Here is a 15,826-nt window from a genome sequence, read left to right on the forward strand (position 1 = left end):
GGATGTTCGCGCACATTGTTCACGGAGCTTGCTGCTCGCTGTGATTCCCTGCCCTTGTGGGGTGGGTGGAGTCGGGTGGGTGGTGTGTGGTTTCCGTGGTGGTTATTGCTGGAGGGTCACACCCGGTCTCTTTCCGAACCCGGTCGTTAAGTCTCTTTGCGCTGATGGTACTGCCCTGTGGTGGGGTGGGAGAGTAGGTCGCTGCCACGGTTTTTCTTGAAGGGGGTCGCCTGTGGGCGGCCCCCTTTTTTTTGCTGGTGTTTGTGCGTTTGTGAACGCGGGGGTGGGCGTGTGGGGGTGTGGGTGCTTGGGTGGGCCCCCCTTGTTTCCAGTCAACCGGATGCGGGCCGGGCAGGGCTAGAGCCTGTTCCGTGCTGTGGACAACCCACACCAGCCCCTCGTCGGGAGGCGCGCGGGCTGACGCCGCACCCGGGAGGCGGGACATAGCAGCCTCCGCCTACTGCGCCGTCCAGGTGAGGAACGGACTCTCGTCGCGGCACGGACGGCCGCTGGGCGCGCTCGTCCTCCTCGCCCGACCCGACGACAGGCACGCCGGGGAGCGCAACACGGAGGCGCGAGTCACGGAGGCCCCTTCGCGGCGCACGCTGAGCACCGCGGTCACGGCCTCGTCGTGCGCCTGGGGGTGAAGGGTGGAGGACCCGCGTCGGGGGGACTGCCTCTGGTTAGTCCTCGTCGGCTTCCGGAATGTCGATGAGCTGCCGCAGCAGCGCAAAGAAGTCTTCTTCGCTCATCGCCGACCAGTCCACGTACTCGTTCATGGTCTGCGATTTTCCCCAACCCGGGGCTGATAAGCCTGTGTTCGCCGTATTGGTTCGGGAAGTCTCGGTTAACGAGCCGTTAGCGCAGGTGGTCGGCTTGGTCCTCGGAAGCCTGGAGGACCTGCCGGATCGACTGGAGGGCCTACCGGATCACACGCACGACCCCGGCCGAAAGAAACCGAAACCTGTCCCCGACCGCTCCCCCCGGCGATGCGCCCAGACGTACGGGACACCAGGACGCGGCGCGGGAACGGTCGGCTGTTCGATCGACACGCCGTTCGGACTCCCGCCGGTCAGGTGTTCGCTCCCGCCGCTGCTCTCCGCCGCCGGTGGTGCCTCCGAACCCCCCTCGACACCGCCTCAGACGCGCTGCTGGAGCGCTCCCCGGCACTCGGGGCACCGGCACCGCTTGTTGTACCCGGTGACGGTCCCGTGCGGCAGGGAGGGGTCACGCTGCTCGGTGAGCGTGAAGTCGAGCTGGTCGCCGAAGGCCGTGAGGATACGGCCGGTCGAGAAGACCTGGGCCGGGCTGACGTCGAGTTCGGCCGCGGCCTCGTCGATGTGCTTCCCCATCCGGAGTTTCGCGATGAGACGGGAGCGGGTGCTCGGCGGCATCTCCGCCTCCGCGTTCGCGATCAGCTGCTCGGCGTCGTCAATGGGGTAGCTCATGGGTTTCCTCTATGTGTACGGTTACGCCCGCCGAAGCAGGCACCTCAAGCATCGTACGCGGTTTCTCCACGCTGGCATCAAGGTGAGACATACAGGACAGGAGTAAGCAGGCGCCCCTGCCATCTCTTCGATCACCGCGCCTCTGGGGCACCGCGGCTCTCAGTTCGCCGTTCACCGCTCCGCCGAGGACACCGGGTCCGCCGGATCGCGGTCCCGGAACAGGCCGACAGAGCCGGGGCATACCGGCGGTCACGACCCTCCCCGGAGTTTCGGTCGTGTTCTGGGAACCCGGATTTCACGAAGGCCCCAGAACCCGGCGGCCGATGTGATTCCTGGTGCACTGGCCTGGTGCGCTTGTTATTACTGTTACCCCTGTTGTTCCCGTTGCTCCTGTTCCTCAAGTTCCCAGAGAAACACCCTTCCATCCTCCTCCTCCAGCCTTCCACGTCCTTGCCGCCACTCGTCCTCGCCCCCACCGCTGTTCCGCTCAGGCCTTCGCCGCCACTCGCCGTTCCGTTTCCCTCCGCAGCTCCGCTCCCCTGTCACACCCACCGGGACCTCGTCCGCCTCCGACCCCGCTCCACTCTCCCCCCGCTCCCCCGCCAGGGCTCCCCCGCTCCCCGCCCTCATGACGAAAGGTGGGTTTGCCGTTCCACCGCCCGGGTTTCCGCCCTCCGTAATGCATCGAATCGGCAGCTGTTTTCTAGAAACTCATTGCTAGATGCTAGGTGGCGTGTTTCGCTGGTGGTACACCTCCGCCACTCTGCGTCATGGGATCATCGTTATGGCCAGTCCCACGGTCCGTCGTCGACGGCTGTCCGCCGAACTCCGCCGCCACCGCGTACGGGCGGGTATGACCCTCAGCGATGTCGCGGACGAGCTGGAGTGGTCCCCGGCCAAGCTCGGCCACATCGAGACCGGCATCCGCAAGTGGCCGTCGGTCATGGAGATCTCCGCCCTCCTGCGCCTGTACGGCGTCACCGGAGGGCAGCGGGAGGCCATCCTGACCCTCGTCCGGGAGTCGCGCCTGCGTCCCTGGTGGACCGAGTACGAGGACGTCCTGTCCTCCGCGTACGTGGGCAACGAGGCGGGCGCCGTCTCCGTGCAGGCCTACGCGGGCATACTCGTCCCCGACCTCCTCCAGGTGCCCGACTACACCGCGGCGGTGGCGCGGGCCCTGGGCCACGGCGAGCGCACCGTCGAACGCATGGTGGCCGCCTACCTCAAGCGCCAGGAGGTCCTGGACCACGGCGGCCCCGACCTCGGCTCCTCCGGAGGCCTCGTCCGCTACCACGCCATCGTCGAGGAGGACGCCCTCCAGCGGGTGTCCGGGAACCGCGAACTGCTGCGCGCGCAGACCAGCCGCATCGTGGAGCTGGCCACGGGCTCCGATCGGGTGACGGTCCAGCTCCTGCCGACCTCGGCGGGCCCGCACCCCGGCGTCGCCGGGCCCTTCTCCGTCCTGGAGTTCGACGAGGACGAGGCGGCCCTGGTCTATGTCGAGGCCACCCAGGGCGGCTCCATCGTGGAGGCGGAGGAGTCGGTCGCGGCCTGCAAGCGGGTGTGGTCCGAACTCACCCGGATCGCTGCTTCTCCGCAGGCCAGCCTGGGTATCCTGCGCCGGATGGCACTGCTGACCTGAGGTCCCGCCTGCGCTCCTCACGTATCGGGCGCAGAAGTTGGTGGAAATCGGTCCACTGTGGCGGGGACCGCTCCCGACGGCTTGCTAGTCTGCTTGGTGACAACCTCATAAAGTTCTCTGCGGAGCCCCCGTCCCGGACGGGAGCCCGCGTTGACGCACCGGATTAACGAAAGGGTCCAGACAGTGAAGAAGATCATCGTTCTGGCGCTGGTGGCCCTCGGGGCTTTCGCCGTCTACCGCAAGATCCAGGCGGACCGCGCCGAGCTCGACCTGTGGACCGAGGCCACGGCGGCCAGCGAGAGCTGACCGACGGACCTCCTGGCCGCCCGAGCGGCCATGGGGCTTCCACAGGGCGAACCGGGGACCGGCGTGAGCCGTCCCGGCCCGCTCGTGAGTGACACGAAGACGTGGGTGGGCCGATGATCCCGAGGTGCGACCCACGGCTTTGTGCTGCTCCCGAGCTGCGAACCGTGGCTCCGCGTGCGGGATCCCGGCCGGGTGAGCGGGACCGCCCTCCGATGAAGGTATGCTCTCCAGAGTGACCAGGGCTCGCGCCCGGGTTCATGGGGCCATAGCTCAGCTGGCAGAGCGCCGGTTTTGCATACCGGAGGTCAGGGGTTCGACTCCCCTTGGCTCCACCCAGGAAAAGCGCGGAACAGGCGTTGTGACGGGGACTCCCTACGGGGGGTCCCCGTTTTCCGTTGCGGACGGCCGGGCCGGACGCGGGCCGTGTGGCGGCGGTGCCCGTCGTCCCCGGAGGCCTCCGGGATCTCCCTTCCCCCGCGCTCCGGGGAACCGCGGGTGCTCACGCGGCGCCGGGTCCGCGGACACGGCCGGGTCCTCGTCGTGCTCCCGACGGAGGACCTTCCGGCCCTTCCGCGCGGGCGGCGCGGCTCTTGGAAGATACGTCACGAAAAAGCGGAATGGGCGTTTCGCGCTGACCCGTAAAGGCCCTTCCGCCGTCGAAGTCCACGCAACTGATTTTGTTACTAATCGGTAGTCCCGGTTCGTCCGCCAAGGTGGGAAATGGGGGGCGGGTGTGGTCGCACGGTACGTACGACCGAGGGGTCCGTATAGCCCGTTCGGATGACATGGATGACGCAGAGTCCACTTCGCCCGGTCGCGCCCGGGTACCCGGTCCCACCGTGTCAGCACTATGAATCCGCAGGTCATCACCCATGTAATGGAAAGCCGGGGAGGTGCCTTCACGTCTTCGCGCATCGGGCTCGCCTCTACCATATGCAGTTACTCTGCGTGTGTGTATGATGACACTTCCCCTTAGTGCAATGGTCCTACTGGGCCATATGAGAAATAGGCCTCTTGGGGTCTGTTGGTGAACTGGGACGAACCGTAGTTTCGACACCAGCGACAACGAGGAAGACAGCGCGCCGAAACGATCGACCCCCGAAGGCGAGCCTGGCGGCCCCCGCCCGGCCTCGTAACACCGTCCTCGGATCGGCCCGCTTCTCCTCACCCGCCGGCGGTCGCGCCAGCCGGCGGATTTCCGATCACCACACATGCTGATCTTGGGAGTGGGGCAACATGTGGAATGAGAAGATGGCGGCCCGTGCCAAATGCCGCGAGATCGACCCGGACGCGCTGTTCGTGCAGGGCGCTGCGCAGAACCGCGCCAAACTGATCTGCCGGGGCTGTCCGGTCCGGACACAATGCCTGGCGGAGGCGTTGGACAGCCGTATCGAGTTCGGTGTCTGGGGAGGCATGACCGAACGCGAGCGCCGCGCCCTGCTGCGCCGGCGCAAGGACGTCGCCAACTGGTACGAGCTGCTCACCAGCGCCGAGCGCCAGTACGAGCGGGAGCAGGCCGAGCAGGAGCCCCCGTCCCTTCCGAGCCCGGTCGAGGCCCCGGCCCTGACCTCCTCCCCCGCTCCGGAACCGGCGTCGGTTCCCGCCCCGGACCCGGTCGCGGACCCGGCCAGGGCCGTCGCGCCGGTCCCGACCCGGATCGCCTCCGCCGTCGCCGCCAGGTGACGACGGGCTCCCGGGGAGGGGAGCCCCAGCGACCCGGGGCACCGGGCCGTGGCGGCCCGGCGGCCCGGCGGCCGGGCCGCCACAGACGAAAGTCGATGCGGCCTCCACCGAAAGGGGGAGGACCGGATCAGGGGAGGATCAGGGACGGCCCCGATAGCCGTAGCCGTTCCTATGGCGCATCATGAGGGGAGTACGGCCGATCCGTGCCGTACTCCCGTCGCCGTTGGGAGTGGGAGTGGCTGTGCAGGACCCTCAGTATCCGGCGAGGCGCCCCTGGGAACCGCAGGCCAGGCCGCAGATCCGCCTCACCGACGCCGAACGCGACGCCGCGATCACGGTTCTCCAGGAGGCCTTCGGCCGCGGCCAGCTCGACGAGGAGGAACTCGACGAGCGCACCGACAGGGCCATGCGGGCCAAGTTCGGGGCCGATCTGGCCCCCCTCACCGAGGACCTGGGCGTCACCCCGGCGGGGACGCCCCAGGCGGCCCCCGGCCCCTTCGGCCGGTTCACCGGTCAGGGCGGCCGCCAGAAGGCGGACTCACGTGAGCCCCTGCCGAGCACCCCGGTCGACCGGGTCGTGGCCGCGGTCGGGCACGCGGGGAACTACTTCCTCCCCGTCATCGCCCCCCTGCTGCTCCTCCTCGTGAGCGACAGGATCTCGCCCTACGTGCGGCGCCAGGCCATGGAGTCGCTCAACTTCCAGCTCTTCTGCGTCATCGCCGGACTCACGAGCCTGGCCCTGTTCTGGCTCGTCGCGCCGCTGCTGGTGACGCTGGCGGTCGCCCTGGGCTGGGCGATCCTCCCGGCCATCGCCAGCATCTCCAGCCTCTTGGGCAACAACTGGCGCTACCCCTTCATCGTGCGCGTCCTCAAGGACTCCTGAGAGCCCGGCCGGAGGCGGGCCGGGGGCGCGTCGGGGAACAGCCTCCGAACGCCCCGGAGCCGCGCGCTGCGGACCGCACGGACGCCCGGGGCCGGGCTCCTCGGTCCACGCGCACCCCGCCCGCGGACACGCCCCCGACACGACGAAGCCGGGACGGAAGGATCCGTCCCGGCGGAGGGAGGGTAGCCAGTCCGGGGTCGGGGTCTCCCCCGCACGGCACGGCTGTCCGTCTCTCGTCGCTCCCGCGGTCAGCCCTGGTGTCCGGGCTTGCCGTTCTCCTTGGCCCGGTTCTCGCCCGCGGCGGTGCGAACGGTCTCCTTGGTCTTGTTCTTCGCGGTCTTGGCCGCCTTGGCGGTCTCCTCCGCGGCCTCCGTGGCCTTGTCCGCCGTCGCCGAGGCCCGCTCCTCCAGGTTCTCCCGCGTCTCGCGGACCTGGTCGCGCGCCTGGTCCAGGTGCTCCTGCCACTCGGCGTCCTGAGCCGCCTGGCGCATGCGGACCAGCGAGTACACCACGATGCCGCCGACCACGGCGGCGCCGCCGATCAGGACTCCCCGGGGGACCCGGCGGTTGCCCCGCCGGAGCAGCATGAGCCCGCGACGACCCGGGTTCGGGTCCACGCGGTGGGCGGCCGCGGTGAGCACCTCGGCGACCCGCGGAGCCACGGTGTCCTCCACGCGCAGCGCGGCGTTCTCCAGCCGGGGTGCGGTCCAGCCGCGCGCCTGGAGGAGCTTCAGAGCGGCCTGGTCGCGTGCCTGGTCGGCGTACGGTCCCAGCCGTTCGGCCTGTTCCCGGGCTTTCTCCCGGGCCATGCCCTGCAGGCGAGCCAAGCTCGCCTCAGTCTCTTTCTTGCGTGCCTTGAGTCGCTTGGAAGAGGTAGGCACGTCGTCAGCTCCTTCGGTCGTTCACCGGTTCTGCGGTCTCCACCCGGTGCGGCCGACGCTCGACGCCACACGGATGGTTCCTCCGTCGTCCTTACCCGTTACCCGGGTGTTATCTCAACATACGTCCTCTCCGGGTGTGATCTTCGTTTCGACACCGGCCGAGGGTTTTTCTCCTGTCCGCCCGCCGCGAACGGAGGGCCCGGGAGGAGGAGTCACCACCCTCCGGTTCCGAACGGACGCCCGGAGTGAGGGAGGAGTCCGTCCCGAGGCGGATGGAGTCCCGGGCGCCGCGGGCGGAGGAGGGGCGAGCTGCCCGGACACCGCGCGGCCGCGGCGGATCCAGGACGAGCCCGGGGGACGGACGGGTAACGTGAGCACGTAAACGAAGTCGACCGAAAGGCACGTAGGTGTCCGACTCCACGGCTCAGCCCACCGCGCGGCTGAACACCTCCAAGGGAACCATCGTCATCAGGCTGTTCGAGAAGGAGGCGCCGGAGACGGTCGCCAACTTCATCGGCCTGGCCGAGGGCTCGAAGCAGTGGGTGGACCCCACCACGGGCAAGCCCTCCAACAGCAGCCTCTACGAGGGCACGATCTTCCACCGCGTCATCGACGGTTTCATGATCCAGGGCGGCGACCCGCTCGGCACCGGTCGCGGCGGCCCCGGCTACAAGTTCGGTGACGAGATCCACCCGAACCTGCGCTTCGACCGCCCGTTCCTGCTGGCCATGGCCAACGCGGGTCCCGGCACCAACGGTTCGCAGTTCTTCGTCACCGTGGACAAGCCGTACTGGCTCGACGGCCGCCACACCATCTTCGGTGAGGTCGTCGAGGGTGACGACGTGGTCACCGCGATCTCCAAGGTCGCCACCGACTCCCAGGACCGTCCCACCGAGGACGTGGTGATCAACAGCGTCGAGATCACCCGATAGCGGTGACGGCGCCCCGGCTCCGAGGAGGAACCCGCCCATGACCGCATCCCCACCGCCGTCCGGAGCGGCTCCGGAGCCGGAGCGCCCGGCCCCGCGCACCTGCTACCGCCACCCCGACAGGGAGACCGGGGTCAGCTGCAGCAGGTGCGAGCGGCCGATCTGCCCGGACTGCATGGTCGAGGCGTCCGTGGGCTTCCAGTGCCCCGGGTGCGTCTCGGAGGGGAACCGCGGGGTGCGCCGGGCCAGGACCGCCTTCGGAGGCAGGGCCGTCGCCAAGCCGTACGTCACCTGGACGATCCTCGGCATGATGGTGGCCGGGTTCCTCGCCCAGCTGGGTACGTCCACCCCGATCGGGCAGGCAGGCGCCTCACCGCTGGTCTGGGAGTTCGCCATGCTCGGCATCGGCCGGGTCGAGGACGGAACCCTGCTCGGGGTGATCCCGGGCGAGTGGTACCGGCTCCTCACGGCCGCGTTCCTGCACGGCAGCGTCTTCCACCTGCTGTTCAACGGGTACGCCATGTACCTGCTGGGCACGCAGCTGGAGCGCTGGCTGGGACACGTCCGCTTCCTGACCCTGTGGGTGCTCGGCGCGCTCGCGGGATCGGTGCTCAGCCTCCTGGCGGAGCCCAACCAGTTCTCAGTCGGCGCCTCCGGAGCGATCTTCGCCCTGTTCGGGGCGGTGCTCGTCATCGGCAGGCGGCTGCGCCTGGACCTGCGCATGATCGGCGTCCTGCTGGCGGTCAACCTCGTGCTGACCTTCGTGGTCCCCAACATCTCGTGGACCGCGCACATCGGCGGTCTGGTCGCCGGGCTCGTGCTCGGCGCGGTGTTCGCCTACCTGCCCGGAAAGTCCGCCGGGAACCGGGCCCGTACGGTCACGCACGTCCTGCTGGCGGCGGCGTTCGCCGCCCTGCTCGTGGCCCTGGTGGCCACGGCGCCGCTGATCATCCTCCGCTGAGGGCGGAGGGGTCGGGGCCCGGAGGAAGCCTCCTCCGGGCCCCGACGTCCGCGGACACCCCGCACCGTCCCGGGCGAGGGGCCGCGCGACGACTCCTGCCGGTCCCGACGTCCGCGGACACCCCCGCGCGGCCTCCGGCCCCCGGTGTGCGGGCATGACGAAGAGAGCTACCCACAGCCTGTGGATAACTCTGTGGAAAACTCGTGTCGCTGCTGTTCACCCGGGTGCGGACATGCCAGTGGAGAGCACCCGGAGGGAGGGTCCGCCGTCGTCGCCGGGCGATCCGACCGCCCGGCCGGGGGTCAGTGCCAGCGCGTGGACAGGATGACGGCCACGATGATGCCGCTGAAGCCGATCAGCAGGTTCCAGTTCTGCCAGTCCTGCATGTAGGGGATCTGGCTGCCCGCGATGTAGTAGACGGCGATCCACAGGATGCCCAGCGTGAAGAAGCCGAGCATCGCCGGTGCCAGCCAGCGCGGACTGACCTTGGGCTTCTCCTTCGAAGGAGGCGGCGTGTAGACGGCCTTCTTCTTGCGATCGCTGCGGGACTTGGGCACGGTCGCTGCTCCAGTACGTGGGGCGGGTTCCTGAACGAGAACACAGTCTACGCCCCGGGGGGAGCCCCCGTCACCGGCGGGAGGGTACCGGTTCCGCGTCGGCTTCCGGAGGCGCCGGGTCGCTCCCGCACAGCCCGGGGGAACCCGCCCACGGCGGCTGCCCCTCCTCCCCGGACGGGCCCCGCATACGACGGCGGGCCGCCCCGTGCTGTCGCACGGAACGGCCCGCCGTCACGTCCGGTCCGCTCAGTCCCTGCGCATGGACGGGAACTCGAAGCCGTCGTCGCCGCCGGGCGGGGTCTGGCCCCCGTCCTCACCGCCGGGAGGGGTCTCCCCGCCCTCACCCGGAGGGGACTCGCCGCCGTCGTCGCCGCCGGGCGGCGGCTCCTGCGTGTTCGGTTCGGTGGCGAGCACGACGTTCACCGTGCTCCCGGGAGCCACGTTCTGCCCCGCCCCCGGCTCCTGCCGGATGACCGTGCCGACAGGGCCCTCCCCGCTCGGCTCCTCGGAGAAGGAGGCGCTCAGGTCCCTCTGCGCCAGCGCCGACTCCGCGCCCTCGCGGGTCATGCCGACCAGGTCGGGCACCTGCACCTGGTTGGGGCCCGAGGAGACCAGCAGCGTGATGTCGGTGTCCGGTGCGACCGACTCCCCGGCGGCCGGGTCGGTGCCGATCGCCTGGCCCTCGGGCACGCTGTCGTCCGCCCTCTGTTCGGAGGTGACGTTCTCGAAGCCCGCGTCGTTCAGGGCGCCGGTCGCGTCGGACTCGGACTGGCCCTGCACGGACGGGATCTCCAGGGCGTCCGGGCCGCTGGAGACGTACAGGACGATCTCCTCGTCCACCGGGACCTCGTCGCCGGCGGGCGGGTCGGTCTCGATGACCTGGCCCTCCTCGACGTCCTGGCTCGCCTGCTGCTCCTGGGTGACGCTCTCGAAGCCCGCCTCGCTGAGGGAGGACTGGGCCTCCGCGACGGTGGACCCCGCCACGTCCGGTACCGCGGCGGTCTCCGTCTCGGGATCCCCTCCCTCCAGGTTCATCAGCACGAACACCAGGATCAGGGAGGCGATCACGCCGACGCCCAGCAGGACCCACAGCGCGGCCTTGCCGCGGCCGTCCTTCCCGCGGTCGTCGTAGCGGTCGTCGTAGTCGTCGTCGTAATCGTCGTAGTCGTCGTACCGCTCGGCGGGCGCGGGCGGCATCGCCGTCGTGGCGCCGGCGGCGGCCATGGCCATGGTGCCCGCCTGGGTGGGCATCCCCGCCAGGCCGCGCTGGATGTCGGCGCGCATCTCGGCCGCGTTCTGGTACCGCTCCTCGCGGTTCTTGGTCATCGCCCGGAGGGTGACGTCCTCCAGCCAGTGGGGAATCTGGGGGTCGATATCGCTCGGCGGGACCGGCTCCTCCCGCACGTGCTGGTAGGCGATCGAGACGGGCGAGTCGCCCGTGAACGGCGGACGGCCCGTGAGCAGCTCGTAGAGCACGCAGCCGGTGGAGTAGATGTCGCTGCGCGGGTCCACCCGCTCACCGCGCGCCTGCTCCGGGGACAGGTACTGGGCGGTGCCGATGACCTGCGAGGCCTGCGTCATCGTCGCCTGGTTGTCGTCCATGGACCGGGCGATGCCGAAGTCCATCACCTTGACGTCGGCGTTGCGGGTCAGCATCACGTTCGCGGGCTTGATGTCGCGGTGGACGATCCCGTTGTCGTGGCTGTACTCCAGCGCCTTGAGGATGCCGTCGACCAGCTCCGCCGAGCGCTCCGGCAGGAGGCGTCGGTCGTCGTCCAGCAGCTCCTTCAGGGTCCGCCCGTCCACGTACTCCATGACGATGTAGGGGATGGACACCCCGTCGATCATGTCCTCGCCGGTGTCGTACACCGCGATGATGGCCGGGTGGTTCAGGGAGGCGGCGGACTGCGCCTCCCGTCTGAACCTGGCCTGGAAGATGTGGTCCCGGGCCATGTCGTGTCGGAGGGTCTTGATGGCGACGAGCCGGTCGAGACGCAGGTCGCGTGCGCGGTAGACCTCGGCCATGCCGCCGCGCCCGACGATGGTGTCGAGCTCGTAGCGTCCGCCGAGGAGCCGGGGCTGGGACATGTCGTGTAGTGATCCTCGTGTCTTCCGGAGGCCGCCCGCGGGCCGCCGCCTACCCTGAACGTCTCTCGCTCACGGTCTCTAGGTGGTGCCTACTTCTTCTCCGCCGCCGTTTCCGCCGCCGCTGCCGCCCTCGTTGCCGCCACCGTCACCGCCGCCGTTGGCCGGGGGAGTCTCCTCGCCCCCTGGCGGTCCCGGGGTGCCGTTGTCGGGCGGAGGGCTCTGGCCGCCCTCGGAGTCGTCGTCCTCGCCGTCCTCGGGAGCGTCGCTCTCCTCGTCGTCATCCTCCGGGGAGGGGGGCGGGCTCTCCACCGGGTCCTGCGGCTGTGTGTTCCAGCCGGTGTCGCCCTCCGGAGCCGCGGGGACGTCCGCCGGGGCGGACTCCACCGGCTCCTCGGTCTCCTCCGGGGAGGAGGAAGGGGTCGCCGCGGGAGGGTCGACGGTGTCGCGCATGTTGCCCACCTCGGACCTCCCGTTGGACAGGAATCCGGCCACCACCGCGGCCGCGATGATGATCGCCGCGGCCGCGGCCGCGAGGATCACGGGCACGCTGACGCGGCGGCGCTCCGGTGCCCCGGCCAGCCTAGCCGACGCGTCCTCCTGACCGGCGACGGCGGTCGGCTGGCCCCCGGTCCGGTACGTCATCGCGCCCGAGCCGGGCCCGGTCACCGCTCCCACCACGGCGGTCTGCGCCATGCCCTGGAACCCGGTGGAGGGCGTGGGCGGACCGGTCCCGGCGTTGGAGCGGATCACCGCGGCCGTGTGCGCGACCTCGCTGGCCGACGCGGGCCTGTCCTCGGGCTCCTTCAGCAGAAGGGAGGACACCAGGTGGTCGACGTCGTCGGGCACGTCCTCGGGTAGCTCCGGCGGCTCCTCGCGGGTGTGCGCCAGAGCGAGCGCCACCGGGGTGTCGCCGGTGAAGGGCGGTGTTCCGGCCAGGCACTCGTAGGCCACCACGCCGAGGGCGTACAGGTCCGAGGAGGAGGTCGCGGGCCTGCCCGAGGCCTGCTCGGGGGAGATGTACTGGGCGGTGCCCATGACCATGCCGGTCTGGGTGAGGGTGACCGACATGTCGCCGCGGGCGATGCCGAAGTCGGTGAGCTTGAGCTGGCCGTCCGGGGTGACCAGCAGGTTGCCCGGCTTGATGTCGCGGTGCACCACGCCGCGCGCGTGCGCGGCGGCCAGGGCCTTGGCCGCCTGGTACACGAAGTCCAGGGTCTGGTCCGCGCTGAGGTGGCCCTGCTCTCGCAGGACCTGCGAGAGCGGTTCGCCGACCACGAGTTCCATGATCAGGAAGGCGCGGCCGTTCTCCTCGCCGTAGTCGTAGACCTGGGCGATCCCGGGGTGGGATAGGCCGGCGGTGATCCGGCCCTCGGTGCGGAACCGCTCCCTGGCCGTCGGCTCGGCCATCTGGGAGGGGTGCAGCAGCTTGACCGCCACGGGCCGGTTGAGCAGGGTGTCGGTGGCCTTCCAGACCGTGCCCATGCCACCGGAGCCCACCTGCTCCTCCAGGCGGTAGCGGTCGCTCAGAACGGTCCCGGTGAGGTCACCGGGACCGTTCTGGGAAGACGGTTCGTAGGCGCTCACTACTGAACCACTGCCTCCATCATCTGCCTGGCGATCGGCGCGGCCAGCTCGTTGCCGCTGCCGCCGCCGAACTCGACCACGACCGCGACCGCGACCTGCGGGTCGTCAGCCGGGGCGAAGCCGATGAACCAGTTGTGGGTGGGGTTTCCTTCGCCGGTCTCGGCCGTACCGGTCTTGCCCGCGACCTCCATACCGGAGATGGCCGCGTTGGTACCCGAGCCGCCCGGGCCGGTGACCAGGGTCATCATCTCGGTGAGGTCCTCGGCCGTGCTGGCGCTGACCGCCTGCGAGTAGCTCTCCGGGCTGGTCTGGGTGACCACGGACAGGTCCGAGTCGCGCACGGTGTCCACCGCGTAGGGCTTCATGACCTCACCGGAGTTGGCCACGCCCGCGGCGACCATCGCCATCTGGAGCGGGGTCGCCTGCACGTTGGACTGGCCGATGCCGGCGCGGCCCAGGATGTTGCGGTCGGTCTCCACCGGTGCGCTGCTCGGGATCACCGACAGCGGGACCGTCAGCTCCTCCTCGCGGTTGAACCCGAACGCGGTGGCCTGCTCCGACAGGGCCTCGCCGCCCATCTCGATCGCCCAGTTGGCCATCGAGGTGTTGCAGGAGATCTGGATCGAGTGCGCCAGGGTGTCGGGCTGACCGCCGTTGCAGGTCCCGCCCGGGGTGGCGTTGGGCAGCGTGCCGCCCAGCTCCAGCACGTCGGGCGCCTCCTGGGTGGTCTCCGGGGTGGCGCCCATGTGCTCCATGGCCGCCGCGGCGGTCACCACCTTGAACGTCGAACCCGGCGGGTAGAACTCGTGGAGGGCCCGGTTGAGCAGCGGCTTGCGCGGGTCGGCCTCCAGCTCCGTGTAGTTGGCCACGGCCGCCTCGGTGTCGCTGATGCTGACGACCTCGTTGGCGTCGTAGGACGGGTAGGACACCGCGCCCAGGATCGCCCCCGTGCTGGGGTCGAGCGCCACGGCCGCGCCGTTCTTGTCGCCTAGGCCCTGGAAGGCCTCGTACCCCGCCTGCTGCACCTCCGGGTCCAGGGTGAGCTGGACCTGGGCGCCCTCGGGCTCGCGGCCGGTGATGATGTCGCGGAAGTTGCGCACCGCGAGCCGGTCGTCTGTGCCGTCGAGGAGCGAGTTCTCGGTGAGTTCGATGCCCGAGGCGCCGTAGGTGCGGAAGGACCCGACGATCGGCGTGTACACTCCGCCGCCCTGGTACATGCGCTGGTACTCGGGGGACTGGCCCTCGTCGGCGACGTTCTCCGAGTAGGCCACGTTGTCGTCCGCGACCAGGATGGGGCCGCGGGCCTCGCTGAGCCGTTCGGTGAACTGGCGCCGGTTGAGCGGGTCGTCCTTGATCGCCTGCGCCTGGAAGCCCTGGAGCCAGGTGACGTTGGCCATCAGGATCAGGATCAGCAGGAAGGCGAAGATGCTGAGTCTGCGGATCGGTGTGTTCATCGTTGGATCACCTGTGTCGCGCCCTCGTCCTGGATGGCCTGCGGTGCCGGGCGCCTGGCGTTGTCACTGATGCGGAGCAGGATCCCTATCATGACCCAGTTCGCCATCAGCGCGGATCCGCCCGCCGCCATGAAGGGCGTGGTCGAGCCGGTCAGCGGGATCACCCGGGTCAGGCCGCCCAGGACGATGAAGACCTGGTAGGCCAGGAGGAAGGCGACACCGCTGGCCAGCAGCTTGTTGAACGCGCCGGTGGTCGCGAGCGCCATGCGCATGCCGCGCTCCACCAGCAGGCCGAGCACCATGAGGATGGCGAGCAGGCCGGTCAGGCCCAGCTCCTCGCCGACCGTGGCGAGGATGAGGTCGCTGTCGGCGGCGAAGGTGTCGTACAGGGCCCCCGCGCCGAGGCCGGTGCCGAAGAGGCCGCCGTAGGCCATGGCCACCAACCCCTGCACCAGTTGCGCGCTGCCGCCGACGGCGTCGTAGACCTCCTGGTCGAAGGCGTTGAACCAGATGTTGACGCGGGCCTGGACGTGCCAGAAGAGCAGGTAGGCCACGAACGCGCCGCCGACGAACAGGACCAGGCCGATGGTCACCCACGAGGAGCGCTGGGTGGCCACGTACAGCATCGCCAGGAACGTGCCGAACAGCAGCAGCGAGGTGCCCAGGTCGCGCAGGAGCACCAGCATGCCGATGGCCAGCACCCAGCCGACCAGGATCGGCGCCAGGTCGCGCGCCCGGGGGAGTTCGATGAGCGTGAAGCGGCCGATCTTGATCGGCTTGCCGACGATCTGCAGGACCTGGCGTTTGCTCATCAGATAGGACGCCAGGAAGATCACCAGGGCGATCTTGGCGAACTCCGACGGCTGCATGGTGAACGGTCCGATGCCGATCCACAGCCGGGCGCCGTACACCTCCTGGCCCAGGCCGGGAACGATCGGCAGCGCGAGCAGGATGATCGCGACCAGGCCGCTGATGTAGGTGTAGCGCTGGAGGACCCTGGGGTCCTTGAGGAAGATGATGATGAGGAAGCACAGGACCAGGCCGACCGCGGTCCACATCACCTGCGAACCGGCCCCGGCGCGCTCGATGTCCTCGGCCTCGCCGGCCTGGATCCGCCAGATCATCGCCACGCCGATCCCGTTGAGGAACAGCGTGCAGGGCAGGATCAGCGGGTCGGCGTAGGGCGCCACGAAGCGCATCGCCACGTGCGCGGCGGCGGACAGGGCCGCGAAGGTCAGGCCCACCGTCCACATCGCGCCGGGGACCTGGCCGTTGAGGTTGACGCCCGCGATCGCGATGCCCGCCATGGTGATGACGATGGCGAAGAGGATGAGGACCAGTTCGGCGTTGCGCCTCTTGACGGGCGGCAGCGCGGTGGGCGCCTCGGGTTCGGAAGCCTTACTCACGCGG

Annotated in this window: 13 protein-coding genes, 1 tRNA gene and 1 rRNA gene; 8 read left to right on the top strand and 7 right to left on the bottom strand. The window is 69.9% G+C overall.

The window, feature by feature from the left end; translation table 11 throughout:
• The first annotated feature begins 94 nt into the window (after nt 1-94).
• Nucleotides 95-210: ribosomal RNA gene (rrf, locus tag ACSTA4_RS00290) — 5S ribosomal RNA — on the top strand.
• Nucleotides 211-1,139: 929 nt separating this feature from the next.
• Here the strand turns inward: rrf and ACSTA4_RS00295 are convergent.
• Nucleotides 1,140-1,448, bottom strand: a complete 309-nt coding sequence (locus tag ACSTA4_RS00295; protein WP_047869472.1) for a hypothetical protein — start codon at nt 1,446-1,448, stop codon at nt 1,140-1,142.
• A 784-nt stretch (nt 1,449-2,232) separates the two neighbouring features.
• Between ACSTA4_RS00295 and ACSTA4_RS00300 the strand changes: the two genes are divergently transcribed.
• The 5 genes from ACSTA4_RS00300 to ACSTA4_RS00320 all read left to right on the top strand — a co-directional run bounded on the left by ACSTA4_RS00300 (nt 2,233) and on the right by ACSTA4_RS00320 (nt 5,962).
• A complete protein-coding gene (locus ACSTA4_RS00300) occupies nt 2,233-3,090 on the top strand; it encodes a helix-turn-helix domain-containing protein (RefSeq protein WP_444962018.1) in 858 nt (285 codons plus the stop codon).
• 183 nt (nt 3,091-3,273) lie between these two features.
• Nucleotides 3,274-3,396, top strand: coding sequence for a DLW-39 family protein (locus ACSTA4_RS00305; protein ID WP_014912962.1), 123 nt, complete (start codon nt 3,274-3,276; stop codon nt 3,394-3,396).
• Nucleotides 3,397-3,655: 259 nt separating this feature from the next.
• Nucleotides 3,656-3,728, top strand: a tRNA-Ala gene (locus ACSTA4_RS00310).
• A 904-nt stretch (nt 3,729-4,632) separates the two neighbouring features.
• On the top strand, nt 4,633-5,079 hold the full coding sequence (locus ACSTA4_RS00315; RefSeq protein WP_444962019.1) for a WhiB family transcriptional regulator: 447 nt from the start codon (nt 4,633-4,635) through the stop codon (nt 5,077-5,079).
• Between the two features lie 241 nt (nt 5,080-5,320).
• Complete coding sequence (locus ACSTA4_RS00320) at nt 5,321-5,962, top strand: DUF1707 and DUF4870 domain-containing protein (RefSeq protein ID WP_444962020.1); 642 nt, start codon at nt 5,321-5,323, stop codon at nt 5,960-5,962.
• Nucleotides 5,963-6,210: 248 nt separating this feature from the next.
• Here the strand turns inward: ACSTA4_RS00320 and ACSTA4_RS00325 are convergent, their stop codons facing one another.
• The gene (locus tag ACSTA4_RS00325) at nt 6,211-6,843 is read right to left on the bottom strand and encodes a hypothetical protein (protein ID WP_444962021.1); all 633 of its coding nucleotides are present in this window, start codon (nt 6,841-6,843) and stop codon (nt 6,211-6,213) included.
• Nucleotides 6,844-7,250: 407 nt separating this feature from the next.
• Here ACSTA4_RS00325 and ACSTA4_RS00330 point away from each other — a divergent pair, with 407 nt between their 5' ends.
• On the top strand, nt 7,251-7,775 hold the full coding sequence (locus ACSTA4_RS00330) for a peptidylprolyl isomerase (protein WP_444962022.1): 525 nt from the start codon (nt 7,251-7,253) through the stop codon (nt 7,773-7,775).
• A gap of 37 nt (nt 7,776-7,812) precedes the next feature.
• Nucleotides 7,813-8,733 carry a rhomboid family intramembrane serine protease gene (locus ACSTA4_RS00335; protein WP_444962023.1) on the top strand — a complete coding sequence of 307 codons (921 nt, stop codon included), beginning with the start codon at nt 7,813-7,815 and terminating at the stop codon, nt 8,731-8,733.
• A 302-nt stretch (nt 8,734-9,035) separates the two neighbouring features.
• Here the strand turns inward: ACSTA4_RS00335 and ACSTA4_RS00340 are convergent, their stop codons facing one another.
• The 5 genes from ACSTA4_RS00340 to ACSTA4_RS00360 form a co-directional block, all read right to left on the bottom strand.
• Complete coding sequence (locus ACSTA4_RS00340) at nt 9,036-9,290, bottom strand: cell division protein CrgA (protein WP_013156232.1); 255 nt, start codon at nt 9,288-9,290, stop codon at nt 9,036-9,038.
• A 246-nt stretch (nt 9,291-9,536) separates the two neighbouring features.
• A complete protein-coding gene (gene pknB / locus ACSTA4_RS00345) occupies nt 9,537-11,378 on the bottom strand; it encodes a Stk1 family PASTA domain-containing Ser/Thr kinase (RefSeq protein ID WP_444962024.1) in 1,842 nt (613 codons plus the stop codon).
• Nucleotides 11,379-11,456: 78 nt separating this feature from the next.
• Nucleotides 11,457-12,962 carry a protein kinase domain-containing protein gene (locus ACSTA4_RS00350; RefSeq protein WP_444962025.1) on the bottom strand — a complete coding sequence of 502 codons (1,506 nt, stop codon included), beginning with the start codon at nt 12,960-12,962 and terminating at the stop codon, nt 11,457-11,459.
• A complete protein-coding gene (locus ACSTA4_RS00355) occupies nt 12,962-14,416 on the bottom strand; it encodes a peptidoglycan D,D-transpeptidase FtsI family protein (protein WP_444962026.1) in 1,455 nt (484 codons plus the stop codon). The genes ACSTA4_RS00350 and ACSTA4_RS00355 overlap by 1 nt, the downstream gene beginning before the upstream one ends.
• Entirely contained in the window at nt 14,413-15,822 is a 1,410-nt protein-coding gene (locus ACSTA4_RS00360) for an FtsW/RodA/SpoVE family cell cycle protein (protein ID WP_444962027.1), read from the bottom strand. Before ACSTA4_RS00360 ends, ACSTA4_RS00355 begins: the two co-directional genes overlap by 4 nt.
• Nucleotides 15,823-15,826: the final 4 nt, after the last annotated feature.

The organism is Nocardiopsis sp. M1B1 (assembly GCF_052466615.1).

What these genes read in the sequence shown, in the direction of transcription:
- ACSTA4_RS00315 (WP_444962019.1), top strand. Translation starts at nt 4,633, where the DNA reads ATGTGGAATGAGAAGATGGCGGCCCGTGCCAAATGCCGCGAGATCGAC.
- ACSTA4_RS00335 (WP_444962023.1), top strand. Translation starts at nt 7,813, where the DNA reads ATGACCGCATCCCCACCGCCGTCCGGAGCGGCTCCGGAGCCGGAGCGC.
- ACSTA4_RS00300 (WP_444962018.1), top strand. Translation starts at nt 2,233, where the DNA reads ATGGCCAGTCCCACGGTCCGTCGTCGACGGCTGTCCGCCGAACTCCGC.
- ACSTA4_RS00355 (WP_444962026.1), bottom strand. Translation starts at nt 14,416, where the DNA reads ATGAACACACCGATCCGCAGACTCAGCATCTTCGCCTTCCTGCTGATC.
- pknB (WP_444962024.1), bottom strand. Translation starts at nt 11,378, where the DNA reads ATGTCCCAGCCCCGGCTCCTCGGCGGACGCTACGAGCTCGACACCATC.
- ACSTA4_RS00295 (WP_047869472.1), bottom strand. Translation starts at nt 1,448, where the DNA reads ATGAGCTACCCCATTGACGACGCCGAGCAGCTGATCGCGAACGCGGAG.